The sequence below is a fragment of the Pseudomonas sp. SDT291_1_S447 genome, assembly GCF_054070155.1.
Window position 1 is genome coordinate 1 of sequence record NZ_JBSVXS010000048.1, and the last position, 18,373, is coordinate 18,373.

Annotated in this window: 20 protein-coding genes; 3 read left to right on the forward strand and 17 right to left on the reverse strand. The window is 61.6% G+C overall.

Translation table 11 applies throughout. From position 1 onward, the window contains the following. Nucleotides 1-77: 77 nt before the first annotated feature. Nucleotides 78-1,352, reverse strand: a complete 1,275-nt coding sequence (locus ACW9IR_RS16350) for an MFS transporter (protein WP_102899515.1) — start codon at nucleotides 1,350-1,352, stop codon at nucleotides 78-80. A gap of 118 nt (nucleotides 1,353-1,470) precedes the next feature. Between ACW9IR_RS16350 and ACW9IR_RS16355 the strand changes: the two genes are divergently transcribed. Next, nucleotides 1,471-2,367, forward strand: coding sequence for a LysR family transcriptional regulator (locus tag ACW9IR_RS16355; protein ID WP_034152950.1), 897 nt, complete (start codon nucleotides 1,471-1,473; stop codon nucleotides 2,365-2,367). An 86-nt stretch (nucleotides 2,368-2,453) separates the two neighbouring features. On the opposite strand, the gene ACW9IR_RS16360 is transcribed toward ACW9IR_RS16355, so the two are convergent. Further along, nucleotides 2,454-2,891, reverse strand: a complete 438-nt coding sequence (locus ACW9IR_RS16360) for an excinuclease (protein ID WP_457464198.1) — start codon at nucleotides 2,889-2,891, stop codon at nucleotides 2,454-2,456. A 116-nt stretch (nucleotides 2,892-3,007) separates the two neighbouring features. Between ACW9IR_RS16360 and ACW9IR_RS16365 the strand changes: the two genes are divergently transcribed. After that, nucleotides 3,008-3,313 (forward strand): type II toxin-antitoxin system RelE/ParE family toxin, encoded by a 306-nt coding sequence (locus tag ACW9IR_RS16365; protein WP_102899512.1) that lies wholly within the window; start codon nucleotides 3,008-3,010, stop codon nucleotides 3,311-3,313. Next, nucleotides 3,310-3,597 carry an addiction module antidote protein gene (locus ACW9IR_RS16370; RefSeq protein ID WP_038360089.1) on the forward strand — a complete coding sequence of 96 codons (288 nt, stop codon included), beginning with the start codon at nucleotides 3,310-3,312 and terminating at the stop codon, nucleotides 3,595-3,597. The genes ACW9IR_RS16365 and ACW9IR_RS16370 overlap by 4 nt, the downstream gene beginning before the upstream one ends. A gap of 57 nt (nucleotides 3,598-3,654) precedes the next feature. On the opposite strand, the gene ACW9IR_RS16375 is transcribed toward ACW9IR_RS16370, so the two are convergent. The 15 genes from ACW9IR_RS16375 to ACW9IR_RS16445 are packed head-to-tail and all read right to left on the reverse strand — an operon-like array spanning nucleotide 3,655 to nucleotide 18,340. Next, complete coding sequence (locus tag ACW9IR_RS16375; protein WP_102899511.1) at nucleotides 3,655-4,458, reverse strand: hypothetical protein; 804 nt, start codon at nucleotides 4,456-4,458, stop codon at nucleotides 3,655-3,657. A 25-nt stretch (nucleotides 4,459-4,483) separates the two neighbouring features. Beyond that, a complete protein-coding gene (locus ACW9IR_RS16380) occupies nucleotides 4,484-5,710 on the reverse strand; it encodes a beta-ketoacyl-ACP synthase (protein WP_016983866.1) in 1,227 nt (408 codons plus the stop codon). Next, the gene (gene fabG, locus ACW9IR_RS16385) at nucleotides 5,710-6,438 is read right to left on the reverse strand and encodes a 3-oxoacyl-ACP reductase FabG (protein ID WP_134175918.1); all 729 of its coding nucleotides are present in this window, start codon (nucleotides 6,436-6,438) and stop codon (nucleotides 5,710-5,712) included. Before fabG ends, ACW9IR_RS16380 begins: the two co-directional genes overlap by 1 nt. After that, nucleotides 6,431-6,895 (reverse strand): hotdog family protein, encoded by a 465-nt coding sequence (locus tag ACW9IR_RS16390; RefSeq protein ID WP_102899508.1) that lies wholly within the window; start codon nucleotides 6,893-6,895, stop codon nucleotides 6,431-6,433. The genes fabG and ACW9IR_RS16390 overlap by 8 nt, the downstream gene beginning before the upstream one ends. Beyond that, on the reverse strand, nucleotides 6,892-8,088 hold the full coding sequence (locus ACW9IR_RS16395) for a beta-ketoacyl-[acyl-carrier-protein] synthase family protein (protein ID WP_457464202.1): 1,197 nt from the start codon (nucleotides 8,086-8,088) through the stop codon (nucleotides 6,892-6,894). Before ACW9IR_RS16395 ends, ACW9IR_RS16390 begins: the two co-directional genes overlap by 4 nt. Continuing rightward, the gene (locus tag ACW9IR_RS16400) at nucleotides 8,085-8,681 is read right to left on the reverse strand and encodes a hypothetical protein (RefSeq protein WP_457464204.1); all 597 of its coding nucleotides are present in this window, start codon (nucleotides 8,679-8,681) and stop codon (nucleotides 8,085-8,087) included. Before ACW9IR_RS16400 ends, ACW9IR_RS16395 begins: the two co-directional genes overlap by 4 nt. Continuing rightward, nucleotides 8,681-9,406: a class I SAM-dependent methyltransferase gene (locus ACW9IR_RS16405; protein ID WP_102899505.1), complete on the reverse strand. Its 726-nt coding sequence runs from the start codon at nucleotides 9,404-9,406 to the stop codon at nucleotides 8,681-8,683. Before ACW9IR_RS16405 ends, ACW9IR_RS16400 begins: the two co-directional genes overlap by 1 nt. Continuing rightward, nucleotides 9,403-10,650: an NAD(P)/FAD-dependent oxidoreductase gene (locus tag ACW9IR_RS16410; RefSeq protein WP_102899504.1), complete on the reverse strand. Its 1,248-nt coding sequence runs from the start codon at nucleotides 10,648-10,650 to the stop codon at nucleotides 9,403-9,405. The genes ACW9IR_RS16405 and ACW9IR_RS16410 overlap by 4 nt, the downstream gene beginning before the upstream one ends. Further along, nucleotides 10,637-11,800 (reverse strand): sodium:proton antiporter, encoded by a 1,164-nt coding sequence (locus ACW9IR_RS16415; protein WP_457464207.1) that lies wholly within the window; start codon nucleotides 11,798-11,800, stop codon nucleotides 10,637-10,639. Before ACW9IR_RS16415 ends, ACW9IR_RS16410 begins: the two co-directional genes overlap by 14 nt. Next, nucleotides 11,797-14,136: an MMPL family transporter gene (locus tag ACW9IR_RS16420; protein ID WP_457464209.1), complete on the reverse strand. Its 2,340-nt coding sequence runs from the start codon at nucleotides 14,134-14,136 to the stop codon at nucleotides 11,797-11,799. The genes ACW9IR_RS16415 and ACW9IR_RS16420 overlap by 4 nt, the downstream gene beginning before the upstream one ends. Continuing rightward, the gene (locus ACW9IR_RS16425; RefSeq protein WP_110719523.1) at nucleotides 14,120-14,722 is read right to left on the reverse strand and encodes an outer membrane lipoprotein carrier protein LolA; all 603 of its coding nucleotides are present in this window, start codon (nucleotides 14,720-14,722) and stop codon (nucleotides 14,120-14,122) included. Before ACW9IR_RS16425 ends, ACW9IR_RS16420 begins: the two co-directional genes overlap by 17 nt. Next, nucleotides 14,719-15,144 (reverse strand): acyl-CoA thioesterase, encoded by a 426-nt coding sequence (locus ACW9IR_RS16430; protein ID WP_110719524.1) that lies wholly within the window; start codon nucleotides 15,142-15,144, stop codon nucleotides 14,719-14,721. The genes ACW9IR_RS16425 and ACW9IR_RS16430 overlap by 4 nt, the downstream gene beginning before the upstream one ends. After that, entirely contained in the window at nucleotides 15,137-16,681 is a 1,545-nt protein-coding gene (locus ACW9IR_RS16435; RefSeq protein ID WP_457464212.1) for an HAL/PAL/TAL family ammonia-lyase, read from the reverse strand. Before ACW9IR_RS16435 ends, ACW9IR_RS16430 begins: the two co-directional genes overlap by 8 nt. After that, a complete protein-coding gene (locus tag ACW9IR_RS16440; RefSeq protein WP_150794116.1) occupies nucleotides 16,662-17,609 on the reverse strand; it encodes an LpxL/LpxP family acyltransferase in 948 nt (315 codons plus the stop codon). Before ACW9IR_RS16440 ends, ACW9IR_RS16435 begins: the two co-directional genes overlap by 20 nt. After that, entirely contained in the window at nucleotides 17,606-18,340 is a 735-nt protein-coding gene (locus tag ACW9IR_RS16445) for a glycosyltransferase family 2 protein (protein WP_457464214.1), read from the reverse strand. Before ACW9IR_RS16445 ends, ACW9IR_RS16440 begins: the two co-directional genes overlap by 4 nt. Between the last annotated feature and the right edge of the window lie 33 nt (nucleotides 18,341-18,373).

Here is an 18,373-nt window from a genome sequence, read left to right on the forward strand (position 1 = left end):
AGCGGTGAGTCAGTCGCTGAATGTACTGGCTGACACTCCGATATCGCGAGCAGGCTCACTCCTACATGGGTTACGCGTCAGGCTTTGACACCGCTGAGAGGCGGCAACTTCGCCAGCTTCAATGCGACCAACAGCGCCACCAGCAACAGCGCGCCAATAAACAGGCCGATGCCATTCCAGCCGCCGAGATGCCAGAACACCCCGCCCGCCGTGCCGGCAATGCTCGACCCGGCGTAATAGCTGAACAGATACAACGACGACGCTTGCCCCTTGGCCTTGATCGCGCGGCGGCCGATCCAGCTACTCGCCACCGAATGCGCGCCGAAGAAACCAAAGGTGAAAATCAGCATGCCGACAATCACCAGCAACAGCGGCGTAAACATCGTCAGCGCAAGGCCGGCAAACATCAGCGCAATGGTCGCCCACAACACTTTGCGTCGCCCCAGTTTGTCCGCCAGCGAACCGATCTTCGCCGAGCTGTAGATCCCCGACAGATACACCACCGACAGCAGACCCACGAACACCTGATCGAGGTTGTACGGCGCGGCCAGCAAGCGATAACCGATGTAGTTGAACAGGGTGACGAATGCACCCATCAGCACGAATGCCTCCAGAAACAGCAACGGCAGACCGGCATCGCGAAAGTGCATGGTGAAGCCGTCGAGCAAACTGCGCGGGTGCAGCGAGCGTGAGCGGAAGTTGCGCGACTCGGGGAGGATCTTCCAGAACACCGCGGCGGCAATCATCGCCAGACCGCCGATCACCAGCATCGCCGTGTGCCAGCTGACGAAGTCGATGAGTATCCCGGTGATCAAGCGCCCGCTCATCCCGCCAATCGCATTACCGCCGATGTACAAACCCATCGCCAGACCAATGTGTTGCGGGTGAATTTCTTCACTCAGGTAGGTCATCGCCACCGCTGCCAGACCGCTCAACGACAGCCCGATCAGCGCGCGCATGATCAGCACGCCTTCCCAACTTGGCATCATCGCACTGGCCATGGTGCACAGCGCTGCGGCGAACAGCGCAGTCACCATCACCGGTTTGCGCCCGACCCGATCGGAAATCGGCCCGGTGATCAGCAGGCCGATAGCGAGCATGCCGGTGGCCACCGAGAGGATCAGGCTGCTCTGCGCCGCGTTGATTCCGTACTCGTGGGACAGCAGCGGCATCATCGGCTGTACGCAATACAACAGGGCAAACGTCGCGAAGCCGCCGCTGAACAGCGCCAGCACCGTGCGCATGAACATCGGCGTGCCTTTTTCGATGTAGATCTCTTGCAACTCGGCGATTACATCGTCAGCCGCAGCAGGCGGGACTTCATGGGCTAGGGGTGCGACAGCAGTTTTCACTTCAGACCTCGGAGGGCACGGCCAGGCAGGCAATGAAAAAATCATATAGCTGGCTAATGTTTCTATCCAATATATTGTTCGACCTGTTTGATAGCTTTAACGACCTAATGGGGTTTCCATGGAATTGCGTCATCTGCGCTACTTCATCGCCGTCGCCGAAGAACTGCACTTTGGCCGCGCCGCACAGGTGCTGGGTATCTCGCAGCCGCCGCTGAGCCAGCAGATTCAGGCGCTGGAGCAAGAGGTCGGTGCGCGGTTGTTTGAACGCACCAATCGTCGGGTCGAGCTGAGTGAGGCGGGGCGGTTGTTTCTGGAAGAGGCGCGCTTGGTGCTGGCTCAGGTCGACAAAGCTGCGGATGTTGCCCGGCGTGCGCAATTGGGTGAACTGGGCGAGTTGAAAATTGGCTTTACCTCTTCGGCACCGTTCAACTCGACGATTCCCCAAGCGATCTTTTCCTTCCGCCAGCGTTTTCCGGCGGTGCACCTCAACCTTCGCGAGATGAGTAGCACGCAGGTTGCCGAGGGCCTGGTGGACGAGTCGATCGAGGTCGGCATCATGCGCCCGCTGGGTCTGCCCGATTCGCTGAGTGTGGTTGAGTTGATGCGTGAGCCGTTGGTCGCGGTGCTCGGTTCCAAGCACCCCTTGGCGCAGGGCAGTGAAGAAGGCCTGTTCCTCTCGGCGCTGGCGCTGGAGCCGTTCGTGTTCTTTCCGCGCAGTTACGGCAGCGGGCTGTATGCGCAATTGCTGAGTCTGGCGCGCGATGCCGGGTTCAGCCCGCACTTTGCGCAAGAGGCGGGAGAGGCGATGACCATCATCGGTCTGGTCGCAGCGGGGCTTGGAGTTTCGGTACTGCCGGCGTCTTATCAGCGGATGCGCATCGACGGCGTGGTCTACCGACCGTTGCTCGATCCGGAAGCGGTGTCGGCGGTGTGGCTGGTGCAGCGCAAGGATCAGAAATCGCCGATGGCCAAGGCATTTGTCGACCTGCTCACGCGCAAAGTCGAGTCCGCTTAAAAGATCGCAGCCTTCGGCAACTCCTACAGGGAAACGCGAATTCCATTGTAGGAGCTGCCGAAGGCTGCGATCTTTTGATCTTGCCGTTAAGGCAACCGCACCAAATCCCCCCTCAACGCCACCCGCGTGACAAAAATCCCCGCCCGGCACTCGTACGTATTCAAATCCTTGCGCACATGCTGGTCGTAGTAACTGACGATATTGACCACCGCATTCGCCCCGACCCGCTTGGCATCGGCCTGCAACTTGATCAGATTCGACTGCAACACCCACTCGCAGGAGTTGTGGTCGCTCTTGTTGAAGCCGTTGGTCTTCAAATCACTGACCACTCCACGGCGCAATAACTGCTGAGTCCCCTGCGGCCCATTACCGAGCAGATAGAACTTCACACTGCCATCCAGCCGTCCGGCGCGAATCGCGTCCGACAGCACGGTTTCGAAGGGCATGTACATGAGATTGGTGGCGTGGCTGGCGCTGGGCAGTAGCGCGAAAAGCGCGGCGGCGATCACGGCTTTCACTTGCATGGTCATCTCCTTGACGTAGCGATGAACATTCGCTGATTCAAAGAGTGTAGACACCGTGCATCTGCTACAGAGAAAACAGTGTGGAGTATGTGTAGCTCAAGGGCTACACTTCAGCCATGACTGAGATTCTTCGAAGTTCTACATTTTCCAACTGGCTTTTAAAGTTGGCTGATAGTCGCGCCAGGATGCGTATTCAGGTGCGAATTGATCGTATGGCTGACGGAAATTTTGGCGATGTCAAAGCTATCGGTGAAGGGCTCAGCGAAGTCAGAATTGACTATGGCCCCGGATATCGAGTCTATTTCATGCAACAAGGTCGGCAAGTGGTCATCCTCCTTTGCGGCGGAGACAAGAGCAGCCAACCCCGAGACATCAAGCAAGCCAGGCTCATCGCGGAGTCCTGGCAGGAGCAAAACCCATGACCGAAAAATTCACTCGTTGGGACTCAGCCGAGTACCTCAAGACAGAAGAGGACATGGCTAACTATCTGGACGCCTGCATGGAGGAGGCTGGAGATGACCCGGCTTTTATCGCCAAGGCACTTGGCACCATAGCGAGAGCGCGAGGCATGACTCAGGTCGCACGTGACGCAGGGTTGTCCCGAGAGAGCCTCTACCGCGCACTATCAGGTGAAGGAAACCCCGAGTTCGGAACAATCCTGAAAGTGGTGAAGGCGTTAGGATTGAAGTTACACGCCAGTACTTGATCCGGGCTGAATGGCAAAGGGCGCCGAATGGCGCCCTTTGTCGTTTCTACAATCCCATCAATCCACGTGCGCCAGATCCCCGCGCAACGCCACGCTCGACACCACCAGCCCGGCACGGCACTGGAATTTCTCGGTGTCCTTGTACAGATCACGCTGGTCGACGCTGGCGATGTTGATCACCGCGTTGGCGTCGGCTTTCTTCGCGGCATTCTGCAGAGTCGCCAAAGCCGACTGCAGGGCCCAGAAGCAGGCGTCTTCGTCGGATTTGTTTGAGCCGTTGGTTTTGCGACTGCTGCTCACGGTGTCGAGTTTGCGCACCTGTTTTGGCAGCGTTTCGCCGGCCAGGTAGAACTTCACGCTGCCATCGAGCAGACCGGCATCGGTGGCGCGTTTGACGCCTTCGCGGAAGCTCAGGTAAGTCGGTTCGTCGGCGCCTTGTTTGACGATGCCCAGGTCGTTGACGAACTCGATGTCCGGGTTGATCGACAGCTCTTTGAGCACGTTGTCGCGCAGGCGGTTGACCCAGCGGTTGTAGTTGCCGTGGATCTTGCCGTCCTTGGCGTCGAGGCCGTAGCTGCTGCGGTAGTCGATTTCGAACGAGGTCGGGGTGAACGGGATGTCGACTTCGGCGTGATGACGACCGCGCACGGTGATCGCCGCTTTGATCATGCCCGGACGCACCGATTGCACGACCCACTGGCGGTCGTTCAGCGCAGTGACGATCGCGCGGCTCATCTGTTGCTGGGTGAAACCGAGGTTGGGCGAGAACTCTTCCTTGGCGTTGTAAACCGGTTTGCTGGTGCAGCCGCCGAGCACAAAAAACAGTGCCAACAGAGCGGCGATGCGGTGAAACTGAGTCATTCCCTTCACTCCAAACGTGTTGCGGTCAGTGCCAGCGGCGGAAAATCAACGAGGTGTTGACGCCACCAAAAGCGAAATTGTTGTTCATCACGTAGTCGTGATGCATCTGGCGGAATTCACCGCGCAGGTAATCGAGTTTGCCGCAGTGCGGATCGACCTCGTCGAGGTTGAACGTGTGCACGTACAGGTCGCGATTCATCATCTCGATGCTGAACCACGACTCCAGCGCGCCGCAGGCGCCGAGGGTGTGGCCGAGGAAACTCTTCTGCGAGCTGATCGGCATGCGCTCGCCGAACAAACTGCTGGTTGCCAGTGTTTCGGCAATGTCGCCCTGTTCTGTAGCCGTGCCGTGACCATTTACATAACCGATGGCATCCGGCGTCAGGCCGGCGTCTTCCAGCGCCAGTTCCATTGCACGACGCATGGTCACTTGTTCCGGGCGCGTGGTGTGCTGGCCGTCGGCGTTGCTGCCGAAACCGACGATCTCGGCGTGGATGTGCGCACCGCGGGCGAGGGCGTGCTCCAGCTCTTCGAGCACGAGCATGCCGCCGCCTTCACCGATCACCAGACCATCGCGGCCCTTGTCATACGGGCGTGGACTGGTCTGCGGCGCATCGTTTTTCAGGCTGGTGGCGTAGAGTGCGTCGAAGACCATGGCTTCGGTCGGGCACAGCTCTTCGGCGCCGCCGGCGAGCATCAGGGGCAGGCGGCCGAACTTGATCGCCTCGTAGGCGTAACCGATGCCCTGGCTGCCGCTGGTGCAGGCGCTGGACGTTGGGATCAGCCGCCCGGTCAGGCCAAAGAAGATGCTGATGTTGGCGGCGGTGGTGTGCGGCATCATCCGCACGTAGGAGTTGGCGTTGAGGCCTTCGGCCACCGAGTTGAGCAGCATGTTGCCGAACGCTTTGATCTCGTCGGTGCTACCGGTGGACGAACCGCAAGCCACGCCCATTCTGCCGTCCTTGATCGATTCGTCACCGAGCAAACCGGCGTCAGCCAGGGCGTTTTCTGCCGCACGAACCGCCAGCCGCGATACCCGGCCCATGCTGCGCAGTTGCTTGCGCGTCCAGTGCGCAGGCACTGCAAAATCATCGATCGGCCCGGCCAGGCGCGTGTTGAGTTCGCTGAAGCGATCCCACTCGTCCATCCGGCGAATACCGCTGCGGTTGGCCGCGAAATTGCCGGCGATGGTTTCCCAGTCGCTGCCCAGCGAGGTGATGCCGGCCATGCCGGTGACGACGACGCGCTTCATCAGCACAAGCCTCCGTTGACCGCCAGGACCTGGCGTGTGATGTACGAGGCTTCCGCCGACATCAGGAAATTCACCGCACTGGCGACCTCTTCCGGGGTGCCCATGCGTTGCGCGGGGATCATTTTCATCAATTCTTCCACCGGCACGTTTTCGTCGAGCATCGCCGTGTCGATCAGGCCCGGCGCGACGCAGTTAACGGTGATTTTGCGCTTGCCCAGCTCGATCGCCAACGCCTTTGCCGCGCCGATCACGCCAGCCTTGGAGGCGCTGTAGTTGACCTGGCCACGGTTGCCGATCAGCCCCGACACCGAGGTGATGCAGACAATGCGACCAGCGGCGCGGCGGCGGATCATCGGCATCATCACCGGGTGCAGAACGTTGTAGAAACCGTCGAGGTTGGTGCGCAACACCACGTCCCAATCGTCGTCAGTCAGAGCTGGGAACGCACCGTCGCGGGTCAGGCCGGCATTCAACACAACACCGTAATAGGCGCCATGGGTTTCGACGTCGGCTTCGAGAATGGTTTTGCAGGTTTCGCGGTCGGCGACGTCGAATTGCAGGATGCGCGCCTTGCGCCCCAGCGCTTCGATTTCCGCCTGAACGCCTTGCGCCTCAGTCACGCCGCTGCGGCAATGCAGAACGATATCGTGCCCGGCCTGCGCCAGACGCAAGGCAATGGCGCGGCCGATGCCACGGCTGGAGCCGGTGACCAGTACGGATTCAGTCATCGTTCGACTCCTGTGTCTGTTGCAGATATTGAGTGACCTGAGGCGGACGGAACACGTTCAGCCGCGCGCTGGCATGGATGCCATCGCCGTTGATATGGCATTCGAAGACGCCCATGCCGTTGTCGTCTTCCAGCGAGCGCAGGCCATGGATGGTCAGCTCGCTGCCGGCGGGAAAGGCTTCGACGTTGCACTCGAACTTGCGTGTGCCGAGCAGAAAACCCAGCTCCACCGGGTTGCCTTTCTGCCGCGCGTGGCAACCGGCAAACGCGGCGACGCTTTGCGCCATCAGCTCGATGCCGACCCAGGCTGGGAGGCTGCCGTCGGGCAGATTGAACAAGCCATCGGGCTTGACCGTGAGGCGGGTGTAAATCTGCTCGTCGTCAAAGCTTGTGATGCTGTCGATCAGAATCATGTCGCCCGCATGGGGCAGCAGTTCGGCGAGCGGCCAATCAGTCATGGGGCGTCTCCGATAATCAGGCTGACGTTGTTGCCGCCGAAGGCAAACGAGTTGCTCATCAGGTAGCGGGGTGCAATGGACGCCAGGCGCTCGCTCGCGGTCACCCACTTCAGCGGTGGCAGCGCGGGATCGGCCTGAGCGTCCCAGACGTGCGGCGGCAAGGCGCGATCGGGGTTGTCGGCGCTCAGGCTCAACCAGCAAAACGCTGCTTCCAGAGCACCGGCCGCGCCAAGGGTGTGGCCGGTCATCGGTTTGGTCGACGAACAGGCCACGCCATCGGGAAACAGCGCCGCGACGGCCAGACTTTCCATGGCGTCGTTGTGTTGGGTAGCGGTGCCGTGCAGGTTCAGGTAGTTGATCTGCGCTGCTTGCAGGTGCGCGTGGCTCAAGGCTTTCTGCATCGCTTGCAGGGCGCCGCGACCGGTCGGCTCAGGGGCGGAAATGTGATGCGCGTCGGAACTGGCGCCAGCGCCAAGCAAGGCAATGGACGGGCCTTCGCCTTGCTTTTTGCTCATCACGAACAGCACCGCCGCTTCGCCGATGTTGATGCCGCTGCGGTTGGCCGAGAACGGATTGCAGCGCTCGTCGGATATCGCTTCGAGTGACGAGAAACCGTTGAGGGTCAGTTTGCACAAACTGTCGACGCCGCCGCACAGCACCGCGTCGCACAGGCCCAGATCGAGCAAACGCTGAGCGCTCATCAGTGCCCGGGCGCTGGAGGTGCACGCCGTGGAAATCACATAGGCCGGGCCGCTCAGTTGTAGCCAGTCGGCAAGGAAATTGGCCGGGGCGCCGAGTTCCTGTTGCCGATAGTCGTATTCCGCCGGGAACTGCTGCTCGCGAATGTAGTGCGCCAGACCACGGCTGGCCTCGTCGATGCCGGAAGTGCTGGTGCCGAGCACCACACCGATGCGCTCGCGGCCGAAGGTCTGGATCGCTTGATCGATGTCATCGCGAATCTGCAACGCCGCTTCCAGCAGCAGTTGATTGTTGCGGCTGCGCTGATCGGCGAGTTCTGCCGGGATCGGCGCCAGTTCGCCCTGGACGGCAGCGACGGGCAACTCACGCTCCGCCACCCAGCCGGACTCGCGGCGCATGCCCGAGCAGTCGCCGGCGAACAGGTTGCGCGCGACGGCTTGCTTGTCGCGGCCCAGCGCGCAGATCACGCCGAGGGCATTCAGGTAAGCGGTCATGGCGTCGGTTCACCCAACGGAGAAACGCGGTAGTGCGGGCCTTGGGGCAGGTTCAATTGAAAGCTCAACGGTTGTGAATAGTGAATATCCCAGCGCGCAGGCAGCGAGCGTTGCTGACCTTGTTGTTGCGCGGAGGGGTAATTGCGCAGCAGCTCACCGGACGGGGTCAGGGCGAACAGCAGCGCGGCGAACAATTCCCGCGCTTCCGGATTCGGTGGCAGCAGACCATCGGCTTGCCAATGGCCGTCGATCAGTTGCTGACGTGCCTGGGGAATACCCAGCGGATCCATCATCGACCAGCGGATGCCCGGGCCTTCACGCTGGATCACCAGCAGCCAGTCCTGGCGTTGTTCGGCTTGCTGGCGTTCGATGTGCAGTTGCAGCGGCAGGGGTAAAGTCGGGTTGCTTACCGGTAGCGGCGCCTGGCTGGCGCAGGCACTCAACAGAAGCATCATGCCAAACACAAAAAATCGCCACACCGCGGACACTGTAGGAGTGAGCCTGCTCGCGATAGCGGTCGCACATTCAAAATACAGGTTGGCTGACCCACCGCTATCGCGAGCAGGCTCACTCCTACAATGATTTGTGTACATCAGGAAACCTCTGCCAGAGGCTTGCGCGCAACGACATTCACCAACGTCTCTTCGCGCTGCCCGAACGGCTTGGGTTTGAGTAAGCCAAACCGCTCCAGCAAGCCAAAATCCTTCGACCGGCTCCACCACAGATACGGGTAGGAAACATTGCGTTCGCCAAACTCAAACCCCTGCCCACGAATCATCTGCAGATACTGCGCCGCACTCTTCTGCACATGCATCGGATGGCGGAACAGCCAGCGAATCACCCACGTATCAATGTAAGCCTCTGTGGATTCGGCGAACAGCAGATAGCCACCCGGTTTCAGCACCCGATAAAACTCGGCCAAGGCCTTTTCCTGCTCGACCAGATGATGAAAAGTCTGGTGGCAGAACAGCAGGTCAACGCTGGCGTCCGCTACATTGAGCGTCGCGCAATCGCTGCCGATCAGTTCAACGTCCAGACCCAGACGCGCCGCTTCTTCGCCGCTCAATTCAAGGCTGTGCGGGTCGGCGTCGATGCCGATCAGACGTTGTGGCGCAAAGGTCTGGCGCAGGTGACCGAACGACTTGCCCTGACCGCAACCGGCATCCAGCAGCACCGGATTTTCCGGCAGGGCGTCACTGAACAACCCGCGCAAATCATTGATCGCCACCCGCAGCACATGGTGCTGCCAGGTGTGGCTGCGCAGGAACCAGAAACCGAAACGGGTTTCCTCGACGTAGCTGTCGCTCAAGTAATTCATGTGGCGTCCTTTGCACAGAGTTCGGAAATCATCTTCAAGCGGCGGCGCGCCTCGCTGACGAACGGGTTGCGCTCGTCCCAGGCGTAGCCGGCGAGGATCGAACAGATCATCCGACGGATTTCCGCCTGACTGTCTTCATAGAAAATCACGTCCTGAAAGGTGCCGGCGTACCAGCCCTCGACGTAGCAGCGGAAGGTGTCGACGCCGCGCTTGAGCGGCTCGGCGAATTCGCTTTGCCAGTCGACGGTTTCGCCCTGCAACTGACGGTGCAAAACCGCTGCCGCCATGCTCGCCGAGCGCATGGCGATGGTCACGCCGGAGGAGAACACCGGGTCGAGAAATTCCGCCGCGTTGCCGAGCAGCGCGAAGCCTGGACCGTGCAGGGTTTTCACGTTGGCGGCGTAACCGCCGAGGGTGCGCGCCGGGGTGTCCCACACAGCATTGTCGAGTACGCCGGCAAGGCTCGGGGTTTCGGCGATGAAACCGCGCAGGCAGGCATCCAGATCGCTGTCGCGATCCTTGAAATGTTCCTCGGCCGCGACCACACCCACCGAGCAACGTCCGTTGCTGAACGGGATCGTCCAGAACCAGATGTCGCGATGCTCAGGATGGGTGGTGACGAGAATTTTTTCGCGGTCGAATGCCGGGTTGTCGATGTGATCCTCTACGTGGGTGAACACCGCTTGGCGCACGGGAAAATTCGACGGTGCTTCCAGATCCAGCAGTCGCGACAGGACACGGCCATAGCCGCTCGCATCGAGGACGAAATCCGCTTCGACGCGGTACTCACTGCCGTCCTCGCGGCGTACGTCGAGCAACGGTTTTGTCCGCTCGAAATCGACGCTGACGATGGCATCGCCGTAGCGGATTTCCGCGCCCTGCAGCGCCGCTTGATCGGCTAGCAGTTTGTCGAAATCGGCGCGTTGCACCTGAAACGTGGTCGGTTTGCCGCCGGTAAAGGTGTCACCGAAATCGAAGGCGCTGTAACGCTCGCCCCAGGCGAATGCGGCGCCGGTCTTGCGCTGGAAGCCGGCGGCGTTGACGGCGTCGAGCATGCCAGCCTCTTCGACGAAATCCAGGCAATGGCTGAGCAGGCTTTCGCCGATGGAAAAGCGTGGAAAGTGCTGGCGCTCGAGCACCAGCACATCGTGGCCCTTGCGCTTGAGCAACGCCGCTGCGATAGCGCCGGACGGGCCGGCGCCGATGATCACGACCTGACGGGATTCCATTTCAACGATTGGCACGTGAGCTCCGGGACAAAGGATGTTGCAGATGCAAAGGCGCGCGATGCAGGCCGATCAGGGCCGGTAGCAGCGTCGCGATCAGGCCCATCAGCATCAGCGCGAAGTACAGCGCCGGGGTGATGAGCTGTTGTTGCAAGAGCAGATTGAGAAAGACGATTTCGCTGAGGCCACGAATGTTCAGCAGCACGCTTTCGCGCCAGCGGCTGGCGCCTTCGAACGAGGCGCCGGCCCAGCCGAGGCCGAGCCAGTTGCCGAGCAGTTTACTGGCAATCGGCAACAGCAGCAGCGCCGCCCATTGCAGCGGACCCAGGCTGGAGAGGGCGCTGTGCACGTCGATCTGCACGATGCCGAACGTCAGAATCAGCGGAATCGCCAGCCACGTCTGCAAACGGCTCATCCAGCGCGCCGGCAATGGCAGCACCAATGGCACTTTCAGCGCGGCCATGCATAGCAGATAGCCGATGCCGAAGATCAGCGCGTTGAGTTTGTAATGCTCGGCCATCACCAACAACGCGAAAAAACCGAGGCTGTAGGTCAGTGGTCGGCGTACGCCGATGACGCGCAACAACAGCGGCACACAGGCGAGGCCCAGCGGCAACAACAGACTGCTCAGGTGCAGACTGCCCTGAGCGAGGCCGAACAATGTCCAGCAGGTCAGATCAATGAGGATCGCGGTCTGCACCAGTCGGCGCGTGGCGGCCGGCGGATATTCGATGTGGCGCAGATACAGGTACAGCACCGGGATCGCGGTAATTGCGAACACCAGACCGATGGCCAGCGAGTTGAGCCACGGTTGCGTCGGCAGTAGCCAATACGCAGCGGCAAGACCACAGGCGAACGGCACGAGGAAACTCGGCACGGCGATTTTCACGCTCTGGCGATCGAGTTTCAGATCAATCACATCGCTGAGGATATGCCCGAGCAGCAAGGCAAAGCTCAGGCTGTAGAGGTTTTTCAGCCAGTCCGGCGCGATCAGTTCGGCGCCACTGAGCTGCCAGCCCGGCTCGATCCAGAAGTACATCAGCAGCGGCAAGCCGAAGCTCGCCAGCAGCAACTGGCTGACAATCGGGATCAGGCCGAAGTGGCGGCCAATGCGTGTGGCCACGGCGAACAACGCCAAGGCCAGCAGCCAGAAACCGACGACCATCATGCCGCTGGCTCCGCGACTGTCGCGGTGTGTTCGTGACGTCCGGCCCACGGTGCGAGCATGAAGCTGAAGGCCAGACCGAGGCTCACCGACAGCCCGAAATTGCTCACCGCCGGTGTGCTGGAAACCGCCAGCAAACCAAACGACAACCATGTCGTCACAGCGGCCAGCAAGGTGCCGAGCAGGCTCACCGCCGCACCGCCGACCTGTTCACGCATGAGAATCGCGTAATCGACGCTGATTGCCGTCACCAGCAGCAGGCCGAACAGGCTGAACAGGGTCAGCGGCTGACCGAGCCAGCCAAGGCTGGCCAGACTGCACAGTGCTGCGAGCAACGGCAGGGCGACAATACGCAGCGCGCCGCCGAGACCGAACGGCAGCATCAGCACCAGCACGATCAACACGCAGGAGGCGAGCTTCAGTTCAGCAGCGCTGATTTGCGTTGCCGCAAACACTTCATTCAATTCGCCAAGGCGATCGACCAGCATCACCCCCGGCAAATCCAGCGCCTGCACCCGTAGCAGCGCCGGGTTGTTCAAGCCTTGCAGGCTGGTCATCGCCGCCACGCCATCTTCGCTCGGGCCGAGCCAGAGTGTGCGATAAGGCTCGCCAAGGGGACCGGCCAATGCCGCGTCGATGTCTTCAGCGGGCACGGTCTGCAGCTGTTGCAGTTCGCTTTGCAGGGTGGCGAGCGGTACACCGAGGTCTAGCAGTGGCTGCCAGTATTGCGGCAGTTTGTTCAGCGCCTCGCGCACCTGTTCTTGCTGGTTCGGCGGGCTGACCAATTGATCGAGGGCCAGATAACCTTGCAGCTTGTCGAGGTTGACCAGTTGCTGCAGACGCTCGCTCAGCGCGGCCTGCCGCTCGAGCAATTGCTGCTGATTGTCGGCGCGCACGAGGAAAAACTGGCTGGTCGGCTGATAGCCGGTGATACGCGCGATGGCCTGCGCTTCGTCGGTCAGCTGTTGCGGTGCGCCGACCCATTGGCGGATGTCATTCTTGCTTTGCAGCTGCACCAGACCGCCCACACAAAAGGCGATCAGCAGCGCCAGCAACACCGGCGTGCGTACGCGATCAAGGAGTTTCTCGCGCAGGTTGACCATGCGCTCGGCCAGCTGCAGCGGCCATTGCGCGGGGCGCAGTTCGACGTTTTTCAGCAGCGCCGGCAACAGGCACACCGCCGACAGATAAGCACCGAGCAGGCCGGCGGCAGAGAACACGGCGATTTGCGTCAGTGCCGGGAACGGCGTCCACGCCAGCGCCAGATAACCGATGGCGCTGGTGATCAGGCTCAGGGTCAGTCCGGACAAGGTCAGGCGCAAGGCTGGCCAACTGCGCCACGGCTTCAGGCTCCAGCTCTTCGACAAATAGTGCAGCGGGTAATCCACGGCCACGCCGATCAGGCTGGAACCGAGCACCAATGTCATCACATGCATATGGCCGAACAGCGCCACACAGGCCACCGCGCCGAACAGCATGCCGACCAACACCGGCACAAACGCCAGCAACACGCGCCAGCGGCGGAAAGCGAGCAACAGCAGCAACAGAATGCCGACGGTGGCGCCGCCGCCGACCCAGGTCATTTCGCGAGTGGCTTGCTGCTGACCATTGGCCGCGTACAGCAAGCCGCTGGCGGCGAGCAGTTGCACGTCGGATTTCGCGGCTTGATCACGGCTGTGTTGCAGCAGTGCCGCGACTTGCAGTGGCAGGTTCATGTCGAAGGCATTGCCGGTGGTGCGCGCTCGCAGCAGCACCCAGCTCTTGCCGTCGGCATCGGCAATCAACGCGCCGCTGCCGATGTCCAGTTGCACCGAGCCGTGCTGCGGCTGGCTGTTCTGGATGCGCCCGGTCAGGCCCAGCCAATCGTCCTGACTCGGCACCAGACTGAAGCCGCTGAACGGGTCGAACAGGGCCTGTACGCGTTGCTGAATGAATGCGTCGGGGTGTTCGATCAGCAATTGCCGGTCGTCCGCCGAAAGCATCGCCAGCCGCCCTTGCAGCAGTTGCGTGCGCAGGGCGGGGAGATCCGCTTGCAGGTTCCACTGCACTTTCTCGAACAGACCGCTGGCCTGCCATTGCTCGCCCAGGGTCTGCGCCATGGTGACCGCTTGCTGGCGATCGGCGTGGCCGACCAGCACCAGCATTTCGCGGTTGAGCGGTTCCTGCATACGCTGCTCGGCGCGCTGTTCAAGGGCGTCGGGGTGGGTGCCGGGCACCAGCGCCATCAGGTTCGCTGATAGCGGCGCACCGTCGCGCCATTGCCAACCGGCCAGCGCGACGACCGCCAGCAGCAGGATCAGAAACAGCCAGGGCAGCCTGCGTTCACTCGGCAAAGTCATGTTGCTCCGCTTCGCTCAATGGTTGCCCGGCGGTGCTGTCCTGCATGCGCAGCACGGTGCTGTCGCCTTGGGTTTCCAGCAGTTCGATGGTCTGCACCAGCGCGCCGCCGTCGATATTGATCTGCTTGAACACTTGCTTGAGCAGCAGCGAGCGTGGGGTCAGGGTGAGTTTCCACTGCTGTGCATCGCCGCTCAGCGCCAGTTCGAAATCCCGTTGCAGGCCGCTGCTGTCACCTTGCAGTACGGCGAGGAACAAGCGGTTCTGCTCGGCACCGGCACTCTTGTTCGGCAGCAGTTGCCAGCCGTTGTCGTCACGCCGGGCGATGCCTTTGGCGGTGATGCGGTAATCCTGCTTCAGCGGGGTTTTCAGCAGCCAGAGCAGGCCGTGGTTTTTTGCCAGAACGAAGCTGCCCTTGCTGATCAGTGGCTGGGGCAGGGCGCGCAGGTGTTTTTCCTGGATGAACTGGCCGTGGATCACGTCCGGTTTCGCCAGTTGCGCGCTGAGTTGTTGCAGGTCGAAGGCGTTGGCCAGCGACGACACGGCCAGCAGCGCCACTGCGCCAAGGCTTCTGAATATCAGGTTCATCGCAGCATCCTTTCCACAGCATCGGTGAAGACTTTCGGCGAAGCCAGTTGCATCTCGCGGCTGCTCACTTCAACGGCGACCTGCACCGAGCTGGCGCGGGTCAGGCGCTCGCCGGTTTGCAGGTCGGTGATCAGGTAATTGATCTTCAGCCGGTTTTCCCACTCGACCAGACTGGCGCGCACGTTCAGGCGCTGACCAAACACCGCGCCACGCACGTAGCGCAGTTGCAGGTCGATGATCGGCCAGGCGAACCCGGACTCGAGCATCTGCGTGTAGTTGTGGCCGATCTTGTCCAGCAGCGCGCAACGCGCCACTTCGAGGTATTTGACGTAATGGCCGTGCCAGACGACGTGCATGGTATCGACGTCGAAAAACGGCACGAGGATTTCGGTGTCGGCGTGAAGCACTCCGGCGCTACGCATGCAGCCTCCAGTGTTGCGCAGCGATGCGTTGCAGGCACAGGCGCAGTTCGCCTTCCAGTGCGCGGTCTTCGATGACTGGCGGGAAGTCCTTGGCCAGCTCTTCGTGCATCGCTGCCAGCGACGGCGGCAGTGGTCGCGCATCTTCGGTCTGACCGCGCAGCCACACGCCTTGATTGGCGGCGAGCAGGGTGGCGGCAGCGACTTGTTCGGTCAGCTCCAGCACGCGGATCGCATCGCGAGCAGCGATGGTGCCCATGCTCACCTTGTCCTGGTTGTGGCACTCGGTGGAGCGCGAGAAGACGCTGGCCGGCATGGTGTTTTTCAATGCTTCGGCGGTCCAGGCGCTGGTGCCGATCTGCACGGCTTTGAAGCCGTGGTTGATCATCGCGCGATCCGCCGGCGCGCCGGAGAGATTGCTCGGCAGACCGTGGTTGTAACGTTCGTCCACCAGCAAGGCGAGCTGGCGGTCCAGCAGGTCAGCGACGTTGGCCACGAGGTTTTTCAGGCTGTCCATGGCGAACGCGATGTGGCCGCCGTAGAAGTGCCCACCGTGCAAAACGCGCTCGGCTTCGGCGTCGATGATCGGGTTGTCGTTGGCGCTGTTCAATTCGGTTTCGATGAACGAACGCAGCCAGTTCAGGCTGTCGGCCAACACGCCGAGGACATGCGGGGCGCAACGCAGCGAATAGCGATCCTGCAATCGATGCAGCGGCGCGGTCGGTGCGTCGATCGCCAGATCCTTGCGCAGCCATGCGGCGACCTGCATTTGCCCCGGATGCGGTTTGGCGGCGAACAGGCGCTCGTCGAAGTGTTCCGGGTTGCCTTGCAGTGCGACCACATTGAGCGCGGTGATGCGCGTGGCCAGTTGCAGCAGATAGTCGGCACGCGCGAAGGCGAGGCAGGCGAGGCCGGTCATCACCGCGGTGCCGTTCATCAGTGCCAGCGCTTCTTTCGGGCGCAGCACCAGCGGTACCCAGCCGAGTTCGCGATGTACATCGGCAGACTGACGGCGTTCGCCACGGAACATCACTTCACGCTCGCCGGACAAGGTCGCGGCGACGTAAGACAGCGGCGTCAGATCACCGCTGGCGCCGACCGAACCTTCTTCAGGAATCAGCGGCAGGATGTCGTATTCGAGAAACGCGTGCAGACGCTCCAGCAATTCCACGCGTACCCCGGAAACGCCGTGGCACAGCGACTGCAAACGCGCCGCCAGCACCGCGCGGGTGGCTTGCGCATCAAGCAGTTTGCCCAGTCCGCAGCCGTGGAAGGTGTAGAGGTGACGCGGCAACGCTTCGACGTGATGCAGCGGCACCGCGACCACGCAGGAATCGCCGTAACCGGTGGTCACGCCATAGATCACGCCTTCCTTGTCCAGCAGCGAATCGAGAAACCGCGCGCCTTTGGCGATGCGCTCGCGGTAATCGGCGTCGCTCTGCAACTGCACGGGCGCCTGACGGTTGGCCAGGGCCAGCACGTCTTCGATGCGCAAAGGGCGTTCGCCGAAGGTTACCGGCTCATGGGTTGGCGTCGTCATCGGTCTTCCAGAAAGGGTAAAAGTTGAACCATTGTTGCGGCGCTTCGAGGCAATAGTGACTCAGGCGCTGCGCATAGCGGGTGGCCCACTGATGAATGACCTGCTCGCGCTCGCTGCGCTTCCACACCACGGCATCGGCAAAGGGTTCGAGGGTCAGGCGATAGTGACCGTCCGGCTGCTTGAGGCACATCAGCAGATTGACCGGGCATTTCAGCAGACCGGCGAGCAGCCACGGCCCTTGCGGGAATGGCGCCGGATGGCCGAGAAAATCGACGGTGACGCTTCGCCCGCCGTGCAGCGGCACGCGGTCGCCGGCAATCGCCAGCCACTCGCCGCGCTCCAGCCGTTCGTGCAGTTGCAGCATGATCACCGGGTCGAGTTCGCTGACCTGAATCAGGCGCAGATTGGTCGCTCCAGCCTCGCCCAGCAAACGGTTGAATTGCTCGGCGTGCTTGGTGTGTACCAGCACGTTCATGGTGACCTTTTCGCCGATCTCCGCCAGTGCGCGGCAGACTTCGAGGTTGCCCAAGTGCGCACCGACCAGCAGTTGCCCGCGACTGCCGCGCAACTGATTGCGCAGCAGCGCCGGGTCAATGATTTCGATCTGCTCGATGCGCAGCTTGCCGTTCCACACGTCAAGCTTGTCGAGCATCGAATCGGCGAAGGCCATGAACTGACCGAACACCCGCCAATGCGTCGGGCGCAACGCGTCGCGCTGGCTCCATGCGGCCAGGCGTTGCTGGTATTGCCAGGCACTGCGCCGTGCGGTGCGGCCGAACAGGAAAAAGTACAGGACGATGCCGTACAGCAACGGGCTGAGCAGGCGTCGCCCGAGGACCTTGGCGGCGAACGCGGTGAATTTCATCAGCAGGAAACTGCCGCGTTCTTCGCGGTCGGCCCAGTGCTTCTTGTCGGTCTCGCTGGTCATGTTCGCCACCGCCGCCAGAGGATCACCGGGAAGCGCAGCAACATGCCAAGAAACAGCCGTGTGTGCATGCCGGAAATCAGCGCGTTGTCGTGGAATAGGCGGAAGTGCGACACACCGTCCAGCGGGTAATGCACGCTGGTTTGCAGCCAGCGCATCGGCTGATTGCGCCACGACAGGCGCACGAGAATGTCCGAGTCGAAATCCATGCGCTTGCCGACTTTCGCCGAATCAATCACTGCCAGCGTCGGCGCCAACGGATAGACACGAAAGCCGCACATCGAATCGCGGATCTGCAGCGACAGCGTGTTGATCCAGACCATCACGTGGGTCAGGTAGCGCGCGTACAAACGGCCTTTCGGCACGCTCTCGTCGAACAGCGGATAACCGCAGATCATCGCCTCGGGATGAGCGCGGGACTCGTCGACGAAACGGGCGACGTCTTGCAAGTCGTGCTGGCCGTCGGCGTCGACCTGCAATGCATGGGTGAAGCCCAGCAGCGCGGCTTCGTGCAGGCCAGTCATCACCGCGCCGCCCTTGCCTTGATTGGCGGTCAGGCGCACCAGATGCACGTTGTCGCGTTCCGCCAAACCGTCGAGCACCTTGGCGCAGGACTGGGTGCTGGCGTCATCCACCAGAATGCACGGCAGATTTTGCGCGAGCAGAGCATCGACCACAGTACCTATGGCAGTTTCGTGGTTATAAACCGGGATCACTGCACAAGGATTATGCATATCGGTAATCCCTGTAGGAGTGAGCCTGCTCGC